The 16,450-nt window shown below is 40.1% G+C and carries 17 protein-coding genes; 14 read left to right on the forward strand and 3 right to left on the reverse strand.

Going from position 1 to position 16,450, the window contains the following annotated elements; translation table 11 throughout:
* Positions 1–39: 39 nt before the first annotated feature.
* The 3 genes from CXF89_RS00690 to flgA form a co-directional block, all read right to left on the reverse strand.
* Positions 40–471 (reverse strand): flagella synthesis protein FlgN, encoded by a 432-nt coding sequence (locus CXF89_RS00690; protein ID WP_024592769.1) that lies wholly within the window; start codon positions 469–471, stop codon positions 40–42.
* The gene (gene flgM / locus CXF89_RS00695; RefSeq protein WP_007581856.1) at positions 464–784 is read right to left on the reverse strand and encodes a flagellar biosynthesis anti-sigma factor FlgM; all 321 of its coding nucleotides are present in this window, start codon (positions 782–784) and stop codon (positions 464–466) included. Before flgM ends, CXF89_RS00690 begins: the two co-directional genes overlap by 8 nt.
* 76 nt (positions 785–860) lie before the next feature.
* On the reverse strand, positions 861–1,568 hold the full coding sequence (flgA, locus tag CXF89_RS00700; RefSeq protein ID WP_007581857.1) for a flagellar basal body P-ring formation chaperone FlgA: 708 nt from the start codon (positions 1,566–1,568) through the stop codon (positions 861–863).
* Between the two features lie 140 nt (positions 1,569–1,708).
* On the opposite strand from flgA, the gene CXF89_RS00705 reads away from it, so the two are divergent.
* The 14 genes from CXF89_RS00705 (at position 1,709) to CXF89_RS21515 (ending at position 16,400) form a co-directional block, all read left to right on the forward strand.
* Complete coding sequence (locus CXF89_RS00705) at positions 1,709–2,641, forward strand: chemotaxis protein CheV (RefSeq protein WP_007581858.1); 933 nt, start codon at positions 1,709–1,711, stop codon at positions 2,639–2,641.
* A 20-nt stretch (positions 2,642–2,661) separates the two neighbouring features.
* On the forward strand, positions 2,662–3,492 hold the full coding sequence (locus CXF89_RS00710; protein WP_007581859.1) for a CheR family methyltransferase: 831 nt from the start codon (positions 2,662–2,664) through the stop codon (positions 3,490–3,492).
* A 145-nt stretch (positions 3,493–3,637) separates the two neighbouring features.
* Positions 3,638–4,045 carry a flagellar basal body rod protein FlgB gene (flgB, locus tag CXF89_RS00715; RefSeq protein ID WP_010553246.1) on the forward strand — a complete coding sequence of 136 codons (408 nt, stop codon included), beginning with the start codon at positions 3,638–3,640 and terminating at the stop codon, positions 4,043–4,045.
* Between the two features lie 5 nt (positions 4,046–4,050).
* The gene (gene flgC, locus CXF89_RS00720) at positions 4,051–4,482 is read left to right on the forward strand and encodes a flagellar basal body rod protein FlgC (RefSeq protein WP_010553247.1); all 432 of its coding nucleotides are present in this window, start codon (positions 4,051–4,053) and stop codon (positions 4,480–4,482) included.
* Positions 4,483–4,495: 13 nt separating this feature from the next.
* Positions 4,496–5,176 carry a flagellar hook assembly protein FlgD gene (locus tag CXF89_RS00725; RefSeq protein ID WP_121953509.1) on the forward strand — a complete coding sequence of 227 codons (681 nt, stop codon included), beginning with the start codon at positions 4,496–4,498 and terminating at the stop codon, positions 5,174–5,176.
* A gap of 58 nt (positions 5,177–5,234) precedes the next feature.
* Entirely contained in the window at positions 5,235–6,578 is a 1,344-nt protein-coding gene (gene flgE, locus CXF89_RS00730; RefSeq protein ID WP_121953510.1) for a flagellar hook protein FlgE, read from the forward strand.
* A gap of 157 nt (positions 6,579–6,735) precedes the next feature.
* Positions 6,736–7,479 (forward strand): flagellar basal body rod protein FlgF, encoded by a 744-nt coding sequence (locus tag CXF89_RS00735; RefSeq protein WP_007581863.1) that lies wholly within the window; start codon positions 6,736–6,738, stop codon positions 7,477–7,479.
* Between the two features lie 21 nt (positions 7,480–7,500).
* Positions 7,501–8,289 carry a flagellar basal-body rod protein FlgG gene (gene flgG, locus CXF89_RS00740; RefSeq protein ID WP_002959420.1) on the forward strand — a complete coding sequence of 263 codons (789 nt, stop codon included), beginning with the start codon at positions 7,501–7,503 and terminating at the stop codon, positions 8,287–8,289.
* A 16-nt stretch (positions 8,290–8,305) separates the two neighbouring features.
* Positions 8,306–8,989 (forward strand): flagellar basal body L-ring protein FlgH, encoded by a 684-nt coding sequence (gene flgH / locus CXF89_RS00745; RefSeq protein ID WP_010553251.1) that lies wholly within the window; start codon positions 8,306–8,308, stop codon positions 8,987–8,989.
* Positions 8,990–9,000: 11 nt separating this feature from the next.
* Positions 9,001–10,095: a flagellar basal body P-ring protein FlgI gene (locus tag CXF89_RS00750; protein WP_024592771.1), complete on the forward strand. Its 1,095-nt coding sequence runs from the start codon at positions 9,001–9,003 to the stop codon at positions 10,093–10,095.
* A 172-nt stretch (positions 10,096–10,267) separates the two neighbouring features.
* On the forward strand, positions 10,268–11,284 hold the full coding sequence (gene flgJ / locus CXF89_RS00755; protein ID WP_121953511.1) for a flagellar assembly peptidoglycan hydrolase FlgJ: 1,017 nt from the start codon (positions 10,268–10,270) through the stop codon (positions 11,282–11,284).
* Between the two features lies 1 nt (position 11,285).
* Complete coding sequence (flgK, locus tag CXF89_RS00760; RefSeq protein ID WP_121953512.1) at positions 11,286–13,352, forward strand: flagellar hook-associated protein FlgK; 2,067 nt, start codon at positions 11,286–11,288, stop codon at positions 13,350–13,352.
* Positions 13,353–13,354: 2 nt separating this feature from the next.
* On the forward strand, positions 13,355–14,629 hold the full coding sequence (gene flgL, locus CXF89_RS00765; protein ID WP_121953513.1) for a flagellar hook-associated protein FlgL: 1,275 nt from the start codon (positions 13,355–13,357) through the stop codon (positions 14,627–14,629).
* Positions 14,630–14,927: 298 nt separating this feature from the next.
* The gene (locus CXF89_RS21515; RefSeq protein ID WP_121953514.1) at positions 14,928–16,400 is read left to right on the forward strand and encodes a flagellin; all 1,473 of its coding nucleotides are present in this window, start codon (positions 14,928–14,930) and stop codon (positions 16,398–16,400) included.
* The last annotated feature ends 50 nt before the right edge of the window (positions 16,401–16,450 follow it).

A 16,450-nucleotide genomic window follows, 5' to 3' on the forward strand; every position in this document is an offset into this window, starting at 1 on the left:
GATAAATCAATAAGGCTTTTTTAATGTAAAATTTTGGGCTTAAGCTTTTAAATTACGAACCAGTTTACTCTCGGTATTTACAGATTTACCGGCTTGGTCGTAGGTCATTGACGTTGGTGCGCCAATTAATATCTCTTTTAATTGTTTAACACTTAGTTGCGCTTGGCGGGCAGCATGAGCATTAACATTATTTTGTTTTTGGCATTGCGCAAGTTGAGTTTTAACTTGGCTTATTAGCTCAGATATTTCAGGGTTTTGTGAGTCGTTACTGGCAATAAGCTTACTTAGCTCTTTATCTAAAGTGCTTAGCTTAGTTAAAAAAGACATTTTTTGTTGGGTAATTTCTTTTAAACCAGCACCACGTCGTGAAGCAATAGCAGTAAGCTCGTCGTTTAATAGCGTATGCAAAGAATCTAAACAACTTACTTGTTGGTTTAGTTTTACGCTAATTAAACTATTATGATCAGCCATACACGTTAAACTCAAAATCAGCTAAGTTTTTAGCAAGCTTTTCACTGTCCACTTGATATTTACCTTCGGTTATTGCTTTTTTAAGCTCAGCAACTTTATCGCTATCAAAGCCAGACGATTGCTGTGCTTTATCTTGAAGCGTTTTTAATTGCTGCGCTTGCGGCGTCAAGCTTACAGAGTCACTTGCTGCTTTAGGCGAAGGAGTCTGCGTCGCTTGTGTATTTGCGTTATCTTTTTTTAAATCAACTTGTTGTTGCTTTGCATTTGTTAACGCATTAGCTTGTTGATTACTGCCATTAACTTGATTAACCATAATAATAAACCCGTATATTACCCAACTTATGCCATGTTATCGGCATATACGTAGGATACTTTAGTATAAATCTAAATTAAATATTCACCTGAACAGACTCTACACCATCTACTCGCGCATTTAAAACTTTACCTGATTTTTTGTTTTTTATTTGTATCTGTTCGCCCAAAGTACCGTCTTCTAAAGCAATACCTGTGGTTTTAATTCTAAGACCTCTAAGGTTAGCGTAAATATTAACAGAGTCACCTTTACACACCATACAAATTTGGTTTAGTAATACTGGCATACCACTTCTAATATTTCGTTTACTTCTGCTGCCTATTAGCATTGTGGGGTCATCTAAGTACTGTATGCGTACAAAGTGAGTTGGTTTCATTTCAATACTTAAATGCGATTTAGTTATTACTTCACCGCGGGTTAAATTAGCAGTAGCAACAACAACTGGAGCCATTTCAACAACTCTTACATGAACGTATTGAGCCCACGTTTGCGCATCATTGCACTTGGCTTGTAAGGTTACTTGGCGGTTAAATGGTGGCTCATCGGATGTTGATAATTCAAGCTCAGTATTACAGACACGATCAGGAATGCGACTATCTAAAGGCAGTGCACTTAATTGAGTATTAGTATTTTGCAATGTACCAATCTGCTTAGCTATATAAGCAACGGCCATGTCTTGTAATAAATCTTTACTAAACACTTTAGCTTGCAAAGGGAATACAAAGCACAAGCTAGTAACAAAATAAAAAACACTGTATCTTCTGATTTTTTTTAACAAACTCATAATGTTTCGACTATGCTTATGGTTTCAAACAGGGTATAAATATTTTGCGTCAAAAAGTAGACGCACCCGCGATGTTATGTAGCTTTATAAATAGAAAGCAATTATCGTTCCGTATTATTTGTTTTCTTTAGGAGATTTGAATGGCAGGCATTTTAGACTCAGTAAACCAACGCACACAGTTGGTTGGGCAGAACCGCCTAGAATTACTTTTATTTAAGCTCAGAGGGCGTCAGCGTTTTGGTATTAATGTATTTAAAGTGAGAGAAGTGCTGCAATGCCCTCCACTAACAAGCATGCCAAAATCTAATCCGTATATTCGTGGTGTTGCACATATTCGTGGTCAAACCATTTCGGTTATTGATTTATCAATGGCTGTAGGTGGGCGCCCAATCGACAACATTAAAGACAGCTTCATAATCATTGCTGAATACAATCGCTCTGTGCAAGGGTTTTTAGTGGGCGGAGTTGAACGTATTGTAAATATGAATTGGGAAAAAATAATGCCACCGCCATCAGGTGCCGGACGTTATTCATACTTAACAGCAGTGACCGAAATCGAAAATGAATTAGTCGAAATTCTCGATGTAGAAAAAATTCTCAACGAAATTTGCCCAGTGAACACAGAAGTAAGTGCTGAAGTTGCACAAAGTGGCGATATTCAAAAAGATTTAGGCGAACGTATCGTATTTATAGCAGACGACTCTGCTGTTGCGCGTAATCAAGTTAAACGTGCCCTAGAGCCGTTAGGCGTGCAAACAGAGCTTGCCAAAAATGGTAAAGAAGCACTTATAAGATTAAAAGAAATAGCAGAGCTTGATTGTAAAAACGATATTACTGAGCGAGTAGCGTTACTTATCTCAGACGTTGAAATGCCAGAAATGGACGGCTATACCTTAACAGCTGAAATAAAAGCAGATCCCAAACTTGCACCTTTGCATGTTATTTTGCATACCTCTCTGAGTGGTGTTTTTAACCAAGCGATGATTGAAAAAGTCGGGGCAGATGACTTTATTGCTAAATTTAACCCAGACGAATTAGCAACAGCGGTTAAAAAGTGGGTTCATTGTGATTAACAAAAATAGGTGCTACTAACTTGAATAATAAAGATTTGCAGCAAAGTGAATACGACCAGTTTCGTTCGTTTTTAGAGCAGCAATGCGGCATTGTTTTAGGTGAAAATAAACAGTATTTAGTTAAAAGCCGACTTGCTCCGTTAATGACTCGATTTAATGTGGGATCTTTATCGGAGTTGGTTAGTAAAACACTTGGGCCTCACGAGCGGCAATTAAGAGCCGCTGTAGTTGATGCAATGACCACAAACGAAACGTTGTGGTTTAGAGATCAATACCCATTTGAGTTGCTCCAAAATAAGCTTTTTCCTGAGTTTAAAGACTTAAGGAGGCCTTTAAAAATTTGGTCTGCTGCCAGCTCATCAGGACAAGAACCCTATTCAATAGCTATGTCAGTAGCTGAATTTAATACTAAGCAACCTGGTGTGCTTCGTATGGGTGCACAAATTATTGGTACCGACATATCTAATACCATGCTTGATATGTGTAAAAATGCAGAATATGACGCGCTTGCACTTGCCAGAGGGTTATCTGCAGAGCGTCGTAAAAAGTTTTTTAAAGACAGCGGCAATGGTATGGCACAAGTAAACGATACAATAAAAAAACAAGTTAGTTTTAGGCACCTGAATTTGCTTGATTCTTACGCGTTAATGGGCAAATTTGATATTATTTTTTGCCGTAATGTACTTATTTACTTTGCGCCTGAAATAAAAGCTAAAATTATTAATCAGTTTGCACAAGCATTAAACCCAAAAGGGTACTTATTTTTAGGAGCGTCAGAGTCCTTGACTGGCTTAAGTACTGAGTTCGATATGGTTAGATGCAACCCCGGTATCATTTACCAAAAGAAATAACTAAGTTAATTCCTTTCCCTAAAACGACGCCCCCAGCGTCGTTTTTCTATTTAGATACATAACCTTATAAAAATATAACACTTCCTAATATTAATGGCTTATTTTTTGCTTTATTCATGGGTAAGTCAATTTTTTGGAGAAGGTTATGGCTATCAGTTTTGATAAAGCATTAGGTGTGCATCCGCAAGCCATGTTGATACGTTCACAGCGAGCAGAATTAATTGCAACTAATATAGCTAACGCTGATACGCCTGGCTATAAAGCAAAAGATATAGACTTTGCCTCAGCTTTAAAAGCGGCAAGGTCAACCCAGCAAAGCGGCAATACTATGGTAAGAACTAATGATAAACACATTGGTGGAGGTACTCATAGTATGGGCAGCTCTGAATCATTTCGTCTGCCAAATCAATCAGATACAGGCGATGGTAACTCGGTTGATATACAAGTGGAACGAAACTTGTATACACAGAATGCTATGGAGTATCAGGCCAGCTTGCAATTTTTAAGCGGCAGATTCAAAGGTCTGAATAAAGCTCTCGGTAGTCAAGGATAAAAATTATGAGTTTATATAATGTTTTCGATATTGCAGGTTCGGGTATGAGCGCACAAAATGTTCGCTTAAATACCACAGCTAGTAATATTTCTAATGCGAATACCATTAGTTCATCTCAAGACAAAACGTACCGAGCGCGCCAACCTGTATTTGCGGCTGAGCTAACAAAAGCTTCAGCATCAGCAAGTAACCAGCAGGGCTCCGCAGTTGGTGTTAAAGTTTTGGGCATTGTTGAAAGCGATGCGCCATTACAAATTGAATATAACCCAAACCATCCAAGTGCGGATGAAAATGGCTATATCTATAAACCCAACGTTAATGTTGTAGAGGAGATGGCAAATATGATTTCTGCCTCTCGTTCTTACCAAACAAACGTGCAAGTTGCTGATGCAGCAAAGCAAATGCTAAGTAAAACACTGTTGCTAGGGCAGCGGTAACTGAGGGTAGGTTATGAGTAACGATATTAGTACATCTTCATCCTATTTAGATTCTCTGCGCTGGCAAGAATCGCAAGTAGCGACCAGCGACAATGAGAGTGATGCGTTAACACAAGAAGATTTTTTCTCTTTGTTAACTCAGCAATTATCGTTTCAAGATCCCAGCAACCCTGCGGATAACGATCAAATGATTGCACAAATGACGAGCTTCACAATGGCTCAAGGTATTAGTGATTTGAATTCAAATTTTGATACGTTGGCTACTTCGATGACATCGAACTCAGCCCTGCAAGCTTCAACGCTTGTAGGTAAGCAGGCTTTACTTGAGTCAAATACTGTCGATTTAAATGAATCAGGTGATGCTAAAGGGTCTATCGTTGCCGAAAGTGCAGTTGAAAGCTTAACGCTTAGTGTAACTGATGCTTCTGGACAGTTAGTGAGAACAATTGATATGGGTTCCCAGGCTGCCGGCGCTGTTCGCTTTGTTTGGGATGGTAATAATGAAAGCGGTGAGCGTTTACCTGAAGGCGAATACACGTTATCGGCACAAGGTAGTACCAATGGTCAGTTTTCTAGCTTGCCTATTGCAACTTTCAAAAATATTGAAAGTGTAAACATTAACGGATCAAGCGGCATCATTGTTAACACCAAAGAAGGTGCGGTTAGGTTAACCGACATTGCAGAGATTGCGTAACAAATTTAATATTTCTTGCCTGCCAGCAGGCCACAGATTAACAGGTTAGAGGTGAACTATGAGCTTCAATATTGCATTAACCGGCCTAGCTGCCGCACAAAAAGATTTAGACGTAACTGCAAATAATATTGCAAACGTGAATACAACAGGTTTTAAAGAGTCGCGCGCTGAGTTTGCTGATGTGTATGCATCGTCAGTATTTAGCTCTGGTAAAACTAAAAATGGTGATGGTGTTCAAACCGCTATGGTTGCACAGCAGTTTCATCAAGGCTCACTGCAATTTACAAATAACTCACTTGATTTAGCGATCACTGGTGAAGGTTATTTCGCGATGAGTGAAGACTTAGGTTCTCAAGATTTTTCATATACTCGTGCAGGTGCATTCAAATTAAATGAAGATAATTTTGTAGTAGATGCTAAAGGTAATTTTTTACAAGGTTTCCCTGTTGATGAAGCTACAGGTGCCACTACATCAGTAAGTTTGAGTACTTCATCACCATTACAAATACCGGATTCGTCTGGTTCTCCTCGCGCAACAAGTAAAGTGTATTCATCATTTAACTTAGATTCACGAGAAACTCAACCCACAGTTGATACTTTCGATTCAAATACAAGTGCTTCTTATAATAGTTCTACATCAACTACAGTGTATGACTCATTAGGTGAGCCACATGTTTTACAGCTGTTCTTTGTAAAGCAAGACCCAGAAAATACACCAAACGAATGGGACGTTTACGCAACTTTAGACGGGAAAAATTTTGGGACAGATGGAGTTGAAACAGTCGCAGGTTCACATACCCCTATAGATACTTTTGAATTTACATCAGCAGGTTTGCCTGATGTTGAATTACCAGCTATAACGTTCCCTGATATAGACCTAGCTTCTGATGCGACTACAGGTTTGACTTCTCTTTTAACTAATGGTGCAAGTTTTCCTGATAAAGTGTCAGTCAGTTGGCGTGATGAAGCGGGAACAAGTAATAAAGTACCTACCCAGTTTGCAGGTAACTTTGAAGTAAAAGCACTTGAGCAAGATGGCGCTACCGTTGGCCGTTTAGCCGGGATTGACATTGGTACTGATGGTAAGGTAGTTGCGTCTTACAGTAATGGTGACTCAACTTTTTTAGGTCAAGTTGCTATGGTACGCTTTTCTAACTCACAAGGCTTACAGCAAGTAGGTGATACTGCTTGGAAAAAAAGTTTAACATCTGGTGATCCCATTGCAGGTGAGCCAGGATCAGGTACTTTAGGATCGATAAACTCATCAGCACTTGAGCAATCAAATACTAACCTTACAAACGAGCTTGTAGACTTAATTACTGCACAGCGTAATTACCAAGCAAACTCACGTGCGCTTGAAGTTAACTCAACTATTCAGCAAAGTATTTTGCAGATTCGATAAGCTAAACCCTATTAAATATATTAGGCTGCATTTTTGCAGCCTTTTTTATAAGTCCTCTTTGCAAGCCCTTCTAAATACCTCTCAATGTTGCGTCAAATTTAATCTGGCATCTATTTTGCATTTGTAAGTTCAGAGATTTTTTATGTGAGTCGATACTATGGACAAAATGGTCTACATTGCGGCCTCTGGCGCTAAGCAAAGCCTACAAGGGCTTGCTTTAAAAGCCAATAATTTGGCAAATGCAAATACAACGGGTTTTAAAGCTGACTTTGCGCAGGCGCGTTCTATGCAAGCGTTTGGCGAAGGTTTGCCTACACGAGTATTTTCAATGCAAGAGCGTCCGGGTTCTAACATGGTATCGGGTGGCATTGTTCAAACCGGGCGAGACTTAGATATCGCGATGAGCGATAACGCATGGCTTGCTGTGCAAGATGCCTCCGGTAATGAAGCTTACACAAAAGTGGGTACGTTAAACGTTACTGCTCAAGGCATGCTCGTAACCAGTCATGGTCGTCAAGTTATTGGCGAAGGGGGACCTGTTATTTTACCTGTCCCAGTCGAAAAAATAGGGTTTAGCCAAGATGGCGCTATTCAAGTTCGACCACAAGGCGCTCCAGCTAACTTTTTAGAAGAAATAGACACGCTTAGAGTAGTAGAAGCAAATAGCTCACAGCTCGAAAAAGGTAACGATGGTTTATTTAGACCAAAAGCAAATGTAACAGTAGATACCTCTGCCAATGTAAAAGTTTTAAGTGGTTCGCTTGAAATGTCTAATGTGAACCCTGTTCACGAAATGGTCGACATGATAAGCCACCAGCGCCAATTTGAATTACAAGTGAAATTAATGAAAACAGCTGAAGAAATTGACGAGCGTCAAGATCAGTTATTACGCATAGTTTAACTTTAAAGTGAGGACACGATTATGAATCCAGCATTGTGGATCAGTAAAACTGGGCTAGACGCTCAACAAACCGATATATCGGTTATCTCAAATAATTTAGCGAATGCGAGTACCGTAGGCTATAAAAAAAGCCGCGCTATATTTGAAGATTTACTTTATCAAAATATTAATCAACCAGGTGGTCGTTCATCGCAAGATACCGAAATGCCATCGGGCTTAATGTTAGGTGCGGGTGCTAAAGTTGTAGCTAACCAAAAAGAGTTTACGCAAGGCAACATGTTGACCACCGAAAATTCACTAGATTGGATGATTTCTGGTGAAGGTTTTTTTGAAGTACTGCAACCAGATGGCAATATTGCTTACTCGCGCAATGGTCAGTTTACTACCGATGGCGATGGACGAATTGTAACATCGGGAGCAGGTTACGTTATTCAGCCAGAAATGAATGTACCTGATGACGCGCAATCAATTACGGTTTCGCAAGACGGCGAAGTATCTGTACGTGTTGCAGGCCAAGCTGATAACGTGGTCATTGGTCAGCTTACTATTAGTGATTTTATTAATCCGTCGGGCCTTGAGCCAATTGGTCAAAACCTTTATACCGAAACCGCTGTAAGTGGTGCGCCGGTACAAGGTAATCCTGGTGTTGAAGGGTTAGGTAGCATTATTCAAGGCTCACTCGAAACTTCAAACGTAAATGTAACTGAAGAGCTCGTAAACCTAATTGAAACTCAGCGTATTTACGAAATGAACTCAAAAGTAATTTCGGCCGTTGACGAAATGATGAGTTATATCAATCAACAGCTTTAATAGAGTAGGGGGAATTATGCGTAATATTATTTTATTTACAGCGGGCACATTATTTTTAAGTGGCTGTATGTCTACGCAAAATAGTGAAGTAGTGCAGGACGACCCTTACTACGCACCTATGTACCCCGAGCCTATTTTAGAGCCGCTGGTAGCCACAGGTTCATTGTTTAATACTCATACATCAAACGACTTATATTCTGATAAAAAAGCGCTACGTACTGGCGATATAATTACGGTTAAATTGCAAGAGTCTACTCAAGCAACAAAAGCCGCTAAAACAGAAACAGACAAAGAAACCGACGCAAGCTTAGACCCAGTGATTGGCTTAGGTGGTCTACCTGTAAATATAGGTGGCGATAGTATTCAGTTTGGCATTGGTAGCGATTCGTCGTTTACGGGCGATTCAAAATCAAACCAGTCAAACAGCTTAGTGGGCGATATTTCGGTTAATGTAATGCGCGTTTTACCTAATGGTAACTTAGTTATTCGCGGCGAAAAATGGCTAACGCTTAATACCGGTGAAGAGTTTATTCGTTTAGAAGGGCTAGTACGCCCTCAAGACGTAAGCGCCGATAATACGGTTGAATCAAACCGCATTGCTAATGCACGTATTCAATACTCAGGTAAAGGGCAAACGCAAGAAGCGCAAAGTCCTGGTTGGCTTACACGTTTCTTTAGCAGTTCGCTGTTTCCATTTTAGAGGGTAACAACATGAATAGCCTTAAAGCTTTATGTTTAGTTGTGTTATTAGGTTGGCAGTTTACTGCCAGTGCTGAGCGCATAAAAGATGTGTCTATGGTTGAAGGCGTACGCTCTAACCAATTAGTTGGTTATGGCTTAGTGGTTGGTTTACCAGGCACTGGCGAGCAAAACTCATACACACAACAAAGTTTTAGAGGCATGTTGAACAGCTTTGGTATTACGCTACCCTCAACTCAAAGTCCTAAAATTAAAAATGTTGCCGCTGTTGCTGTGCATGCAGAATTACCTGCATTTAGAAAGCCCGGACAAACAATAGATATTACGGTTTCTTCTATTGGTAGTGCAGGCAGTTTACGTGGCGGTACTTTACTACAAACCTTTTTAAAGGGGGTAGATGGTAACGTATACGCTATTGCACAAGGTAGCTTAATTGTCGGTGGCTTAGGCGCACAAGGCCTTGATGGTAGTAAGGTTGTAATTAACACCCCTACAGTTGGTCGTATACCAAATGGCGCAACAGTTGAACGCACTGTAGAAAGCCCATTTATGCAAGGCGATTACATTACCTTCAACCTAAACCGCCCAGACTTTACAACGGCAAAACGCCTAGAAAAAACAATTAATGACCTAGTTGGCCCAAATAGCGCACAAGCAATTGATTCTGTTTCTATCCGTGTTATTGCACCACGCGATGCATCCCAGCGTGTATCGTACTTATCGACACTCGAAAACTTAGAATTTAAGCCAGCTGATATGGCCGCTAAAATTATAGTTAACTCGCGTACCGGTACAATTGTCATTGGCAAAAACGTTAAGCTTCAGCCTGCGGCTATAACTCATGGTGGCTTAACAGTAACAATTGCAGAGCAACAAAATGTGTCACAACCAAACCCGCTAGCAAACGGTGATACAGTTGTCACACAGCAAAGTATTATTGATGTAAACCAAGACGACTCGCGCGCCTTTGTATTTAATCCAGGTGTAAGCCTTGACGATTTAGTTCGCGCAATTAACGAAGTAGGCGCAGCGCCTGGTGACTTAATGGCTATTTTAGAAGCACTAAAAGAAGCCGGCGCAATTAACGGGCAGTTAGTTGTTATATAAATAACTCAAGTCAATAAATAACGTATTACTTAAGCTCTATATTTTTGAAACAAGATATAGGGCTTTTTATTTACAGCAACTTAAGTTTATTATTTTTATCTTCCTCGTTTTATCGGTAGTGGCTCAATTTTTGCATTTTTAACTGCATTATTCATTTTGTGTCAAAAAGCCGATGGAAACTAATCACCTCGATAAACAAAACTTTTTTGATTTAGGCAACTTAGATTCACTTCGTAAAGAAGCCTTAACCAGTGGCGATGCATCAACTGATGCCTCTAAAGCTGCGCTTAAAAAAGCGGCCGCACAATTTGAAGCTATTTTTACGCAAATGCTGCTCAAAGGAATGCGCAAAGCTAACGAAGCATTTGAAGACAAAGACAGCCCATTTAATTCAAGTGGCGTAAAGTTTTTTGAAGAAATGCACGATCAGCAACTTTCAACAGAGCTTTCATCAAATGGCTCGTTAGGCCTTGCCGATTTAATTGTTCAGCAGTTATCGCCTGAGTCTAAAAACTTTATGCCAGGTTCGGTGCTTAGAACAACTAACGATATTTTCAGCGATACGCAAGTCGGATCCGCTCTTCCTCATGAGCAAAAAAATAAGCAACCCGATCTTATCGTTAAAAGTACTAAAGCCGATATTGCTGAGCCTAAGGTTAATACTGCAGAGTCTAAAACCGATAGCCCAACATTTAAAAATGCAGAAGAGTTTGTAAGTTCAGTGTGGGAACACGCTAAAACTGCAGCGCAAAAAATAGGTTTAAACCCAGCGGTAATGGTTGCTCAAGCGGCACTTGAAACCGGTTGGGGTAAACACATTATTAATAAAAGTGACGGTGGCAGCTCAAATAACTTATTTAATATTAAGTCAGATAAAAGCTGGGAAGGCGATAAAGCAAGCAAAGTAACGCTTGAGTTTGAGCAAGGCACACCCGTTAAAAAACAAGCAAGCTTTAGAGCCTACGATTCAATTAAAGATAGCGTGAACGACTTCGTTGATTTTTTAACGCAAAACCCACGCTACCAAGAAGCATTACAAAATACAGCAAAACCAAATGACTTTTTAGATTCATTACAAAAAGCAGGTTATGCAACCGATCCAAATTATGCCAGCAAAATAAAAAATGTGCTCAATAGCAGCCAGCTAAAAGACATTGCGGCAAACGTGATCCGCCAAGGAGTAGAGTAACATGTCGTTTAATTTATTAAACATTGCCAGTTCTGGGGTTAGAGCAAGTTCGGAGCTACTGCAAACGACAAGTAAAAACATCGCCAATGTTAATACCGAAGGCTATGTGCGCGAGCGTACAGAGTTTACCACTATGGTTGATAACCAAGTGGGGCGAGGCGAAACATACCGATTACTAAATGAGTTTGCTCAGTCACAGCTAAATCGTGACACCTCTAATAAATCGTTTTTCGATCAGTTTATTACTGAGGCAAATCGAGTTGATACTATTTTTTCTGAAGAGTCTAATAACCTATCTACAGGCATTAACTCTTTATTTAATAACGTACAAGAAGCGCTTAATCAACCGTCATCTACCGTTGCTCGCTCATTAGTAATGACCGACGCGCAAAGCTTAATTGATCAAATGGATAGACTTTCGGGCATCGTGCTTGATCAAAAAAGTGTAGTGAACGAGCAGCTTGAAATTTTTTCAGACGAAGCAAACTCACTCATTCAAAGTATTAGTACGCTAAATCAAAATATTGCAGCCGTTAATGGCACTAATAATGCCGCAGATGCAAGCTCTACCTATAACGAACGCGATAAAGCAATACGCGACTTATCAGAGCTAATAGACATAGAAACGCTTGATGGTCCAAATGGCGAAAAACTCGTTTTTATGGGCACAGGCGAAGCAGTTGTTATGCAAAATGGCGCATTTAACTTATTCTCGATGACAGGGGATCCCGATCCTAACTTTAAAGAATTCACGCTTGACGTTAATGGTGGCAAAGCAGTGCCGCTTGAAGTTGATGTAAGCAAGCTTAAAGGCAAAATTGGCGGCTTACTCGCTTTTAGAGATGACATATTAGTCCCTGCTCAAAACCAAATTGGTCAAATGGGCTTAGCGATAGCCGACGCATTTAACGAGCAAAACAAATTGGGTATGGATGCAACAGGTCAGCTAGGTGGTAATATTTTTAATATACCTACCGTTGGCGCTTATGCGTATCAAGCGAATACTGGTGATGCCGGTATGACTGCAACTGTAGAGCCTGGTAAGGGCAGTGAGCTTCCGGCAAGTGACTTTATTATTACTTATACGAGTGCGACATCGGTTTCTATTCAACCGGTAGATAATAAAGGCGAACCGCTAGGTGACCCATCAGTTGCAGATATCCCAGCTGATGGGATCATAAATGCAGACGATATTCGAAATGCAGTCCCTTATCAAGCGGCAACAGCTACAACACCAGAAGTATTAGCAACGGTAAAAGACTCCTTCGGACTACAATTAAATATAGATACAACCAAAACAGGTAACGTGGGAGATCAGTTTCAAATTAAGCTTAATTCTGACTCGGCTTCTAGCATTACGCTTGCAACAGGGCGCGCAGAAGATTTAGCACTAGCATCGCCTATTCGTACTGCTAACAGTATAGATAATATAGGCACCGCTACTATTTCAGTGGGAGAAGTAACAAGCGTGACATCGGGTGGTTTTACCACCGCTCCCGGTTTGACCAATGGCGGTATTACCCTAGTAAAAACAGGCACTGCAAACGAATATCAAATTTCTGATGAAAATAATACGGCAACAACAATTATTATTCCACCGCCAGGTAATAATGTTTTATCTCAAGCAGGAACGCCATACAGCGATTATGGTTTTGATTTTGACATAGAAGGCACTCCAGCAACAGGCGACACCTTTACACTTGAGTTTAACGAAGGCGGCTTTGATGATAACCGTAATGGTTTAAAATTAGCTGACTTACAGAATGGTGAGTTAGTCCGTTTAAATGTAGAAACAACAGCAACGGCCGACAATCATAAAACGTTCAACCAAGCTTATTCAGGGTTAGTGAGTGATATAGGCGTTATAACTGGTCAAGCAATAACAAGCGGTAGTGCGTTTAATGCATTAGCAGAGCAGTCTGAGGCATGGTACGAATCACTATCGGGTGTAAACCTTGATGAAGAGGCTGCAAATTTACTGCGTTTTCAGCAATCATATTCAGCATCAGCTCAAGTTTTAGCAGCAGCTCAAGAAATTTTTGACACCTTATTAAATGCGGCGAGGTAATTATGCGTTTATCAAATAATTTAATGTACCAAAACAACATAAATAAAATACTCGACAACCAACAAGGTGTTGCAAATGCTCAAGAGCGAGTAACAACTGGTGAAAAGTATTTAACCACCTCAGAAGCGCCAGCTGCTATTTCGCAAGCTATGCTGTATTCAAATAAAATACAAACGAATGAGCAATACACTAAAAATATCGACCAGCTTACCGGCAGGCTAGAAACTGAAGAAAGCGTATTACAAAGCATAAATAGTAATATACAACAAGCGCAAGAGCTCACTATTCAGGCTGGTAATGGTGTTTACACCAAAGACGATTTAAAATCGATTGCATCAGAGCTTAGTGGCATTCAACAAACGTTAGCTAATTTAATGAACACCCGCTCAGAAGACGGGAAATTCATATTTTCAGGCTACCAAGACAGCACGCAGCCTTATCAGTTTGATTCTGCAGCGGGTGAGTACACCTATAATGGCGACCAAGGCCAGCACCAAATAACTATAGCTGAAGGGGTATCAATTAAAGCGAGTGATAACGGCTTTGATACATTTGAAAAAACAGATGCCAGACTAAATGTACTCGATAATAAAGCAGACATACCAACAACAACACCTACAAATAATATTACTAAAGGCACTGTTTATGTTGATGGCCAAGCCGAGTTCGATAAGTTCCATCAAGCTAAATACAATGCTGATCCAACGACTCCAGTTTCACCTACAGCAAATACTTTTAGTGTAGTTACAACCGCTGGTGCGACTACAAACGATCCTGATACATACGAAATTTTACAAGATGGCGTGTCGCTTACCCCGCCTCAAACTGGTGAAGTTACAGATGATACAATTGAATTTGCAGGTATGAAAATTCAATTTGAGGGTAGTGCGCCTGGCCAACTCGATTTTAGCCTTGAAAAACCACATAAAGAAAACGTACTTAATACACTGCAATCACTTATTACCGGCCTTAACAATGGCGCACTTGAAGGTGATGACTTTCAGCAAGTACTTGCTGATAGCTTAGTGCAATTACAAAACGCCAGTGAGCAAGTGGTGTTTACCCAAGCAAGTTTAGGTGGACGTATGAACGCGCTTGAAAGAGTAAGCGATTCTAACTTAGCACTCGATATTCAAAATAAAAGTAATCGCTCTAACTTAGTTGAAGTTGATATGGCAGAAGCTATTAGCGAACTAACCAAACAAGAAACGGCACTGCAAGCATCGCAAGCAACTTTTGGTCGTTTAACTAACCTTTCATTATTCGATTACTTATAAGCAGATTATAAGCAGAAATGCCTTGCCGCTTTACCCACTTTAAAGCGGCAATAACTTGCTACAAAATCGCGGCAATAACCTGCTACAAAACCGCGGCAAAAAAATGTCACTCCCTTCCAAATAACTTCACTCTTTATTTTTAATTCAAAAAACCATATATTTACATTAAAAAACAAGTGGTTACAAATAAATCAAAGTTGGCACAGTAAATGCTTTTCTTATTATAAGAAATTATCGAACAGTGGTTCCTGTTAAATCGTGTTGAACCACACTCTGTTTAAACCTAGGAGATGGTAAAATGGCATTAACAGTAAATACTAATGTGTCGTCATTAAACGCACAACGTAATCTAACTAAATCTGGTGAAGGCTTAGCTACTTCAATGGAGCGTTTATCATCAGGTATGCGTATTAATAGCGCAAAAGATGATGCCGCCGGCTTACAAATTTCAAACAGATTAACGTCGCAAATAAATGGCTTAGCCGTTGCTCAGCGTAATGCTAACGATGGTATTTCAATGGCGCAAACCGCTGAAGGCGCTATGCAAGAATCGACTAATATACTACAACGTATGCGAGAGCTTGCCCTGCAATCTGCTAATGGTTCAAATTCAAGTGAAGACCGTGATGCATTGCAAAAAGAAGTGTCTGCCTTACAAGAAGAATTAACTCGAATCTCTGACACTACATCGTTCGGTGGTCAGCAATTATTAGATGGCTCATATGGCACTCGAAATTTTCAGGTTGGCGCGAATGCCAACGAAACAATTTCACTTAGTTTAGCAAGCACAGCAGCAGAAGATATAGGTGGCTTTAAATCACAACTTGAAGGTGCTGTTAACACAGGTTTTGGTGGCGTGTTGCCTGGCGCTACTACACCTGCATCCGCTATAGCAGATTCAACGGTATCATTTACTACAGGTGAGCAAACTACATCGGTCAATATTACAGCTAGCTCGTCGGCACTAGATGCGGCAGCAGCAATAAACGATACAACTAGTGAGCATGGTGTTATAGCTAGAGCATCAACATCAGTAGTTGTGGGGATGGCCTCAACTGCAGGTGATATAGTAAGCTTTAACTTAAATGGCATTCCAATTTCAGGCACTACTGGTGCCACAAACCAATCAGAAATTGCAGATGCGATTAATGCTTCTACAGCTGAAACTGGAGTTGCAGCCTCTCATAATTCGACAACGGGGGCGATTACGTTAACGGATGAGACTGGCGCTGATATTATAATTGACTCATACGCTAATGCTACTGCTGGAAATGATACGGTAACATTAACTGCTGTGGACAGTAATGGTGATTTAAACACCCCTATAACCCTAACAGAAGGTGGTGATGTTGCAGCAAGAATAACTGGTACTTTAAAGTTAACGGCTTCTAAAGAGTTCTCAGTGGCATCGACAGATACAAAAAACTTAGCGGCTACAGCTACTGCTACAGCAAATAATGTCGATACGGTAAATTTAACAACAGAGCTAGGCTCTCAAGATGCAATATCGATAATTGATGGTGCACTTGCTCAAATTGATGAGCAGCGTGCGGGTTTAGGTGCGGTTCAAAACCGTTTTGGTCATACAATTAGTAACCTTGCTAATATTCAAGAAAATGTATCTGCGTCACGTAGTCGTATTCAAGATACAGATTTTGCGACCGAAACTGCACAAATGACTAAAAATCAAATACTCCAACAAGCGGGTACGTCAATACTTTCGCAAGCAAACCAAATACCACAAGCAGCAATTAGTTTATTAGGTGGCTAATTATTTAGTTTACTAGTAACTGTTTATATAAACGCACTTCAACTTGAAGT

It is taken from the genome of Pseudoalteromonas sp. MelDa3 (assembly GCF_002863625.1).
Classification (GTDB): domain Bacteria; phylum Pseudomonadota; class Gammaproteobacteria; order Enterobacterales; family Alteromonadaceae; genus Pseudoalteromonas; species Pseudoalteromonas arctica.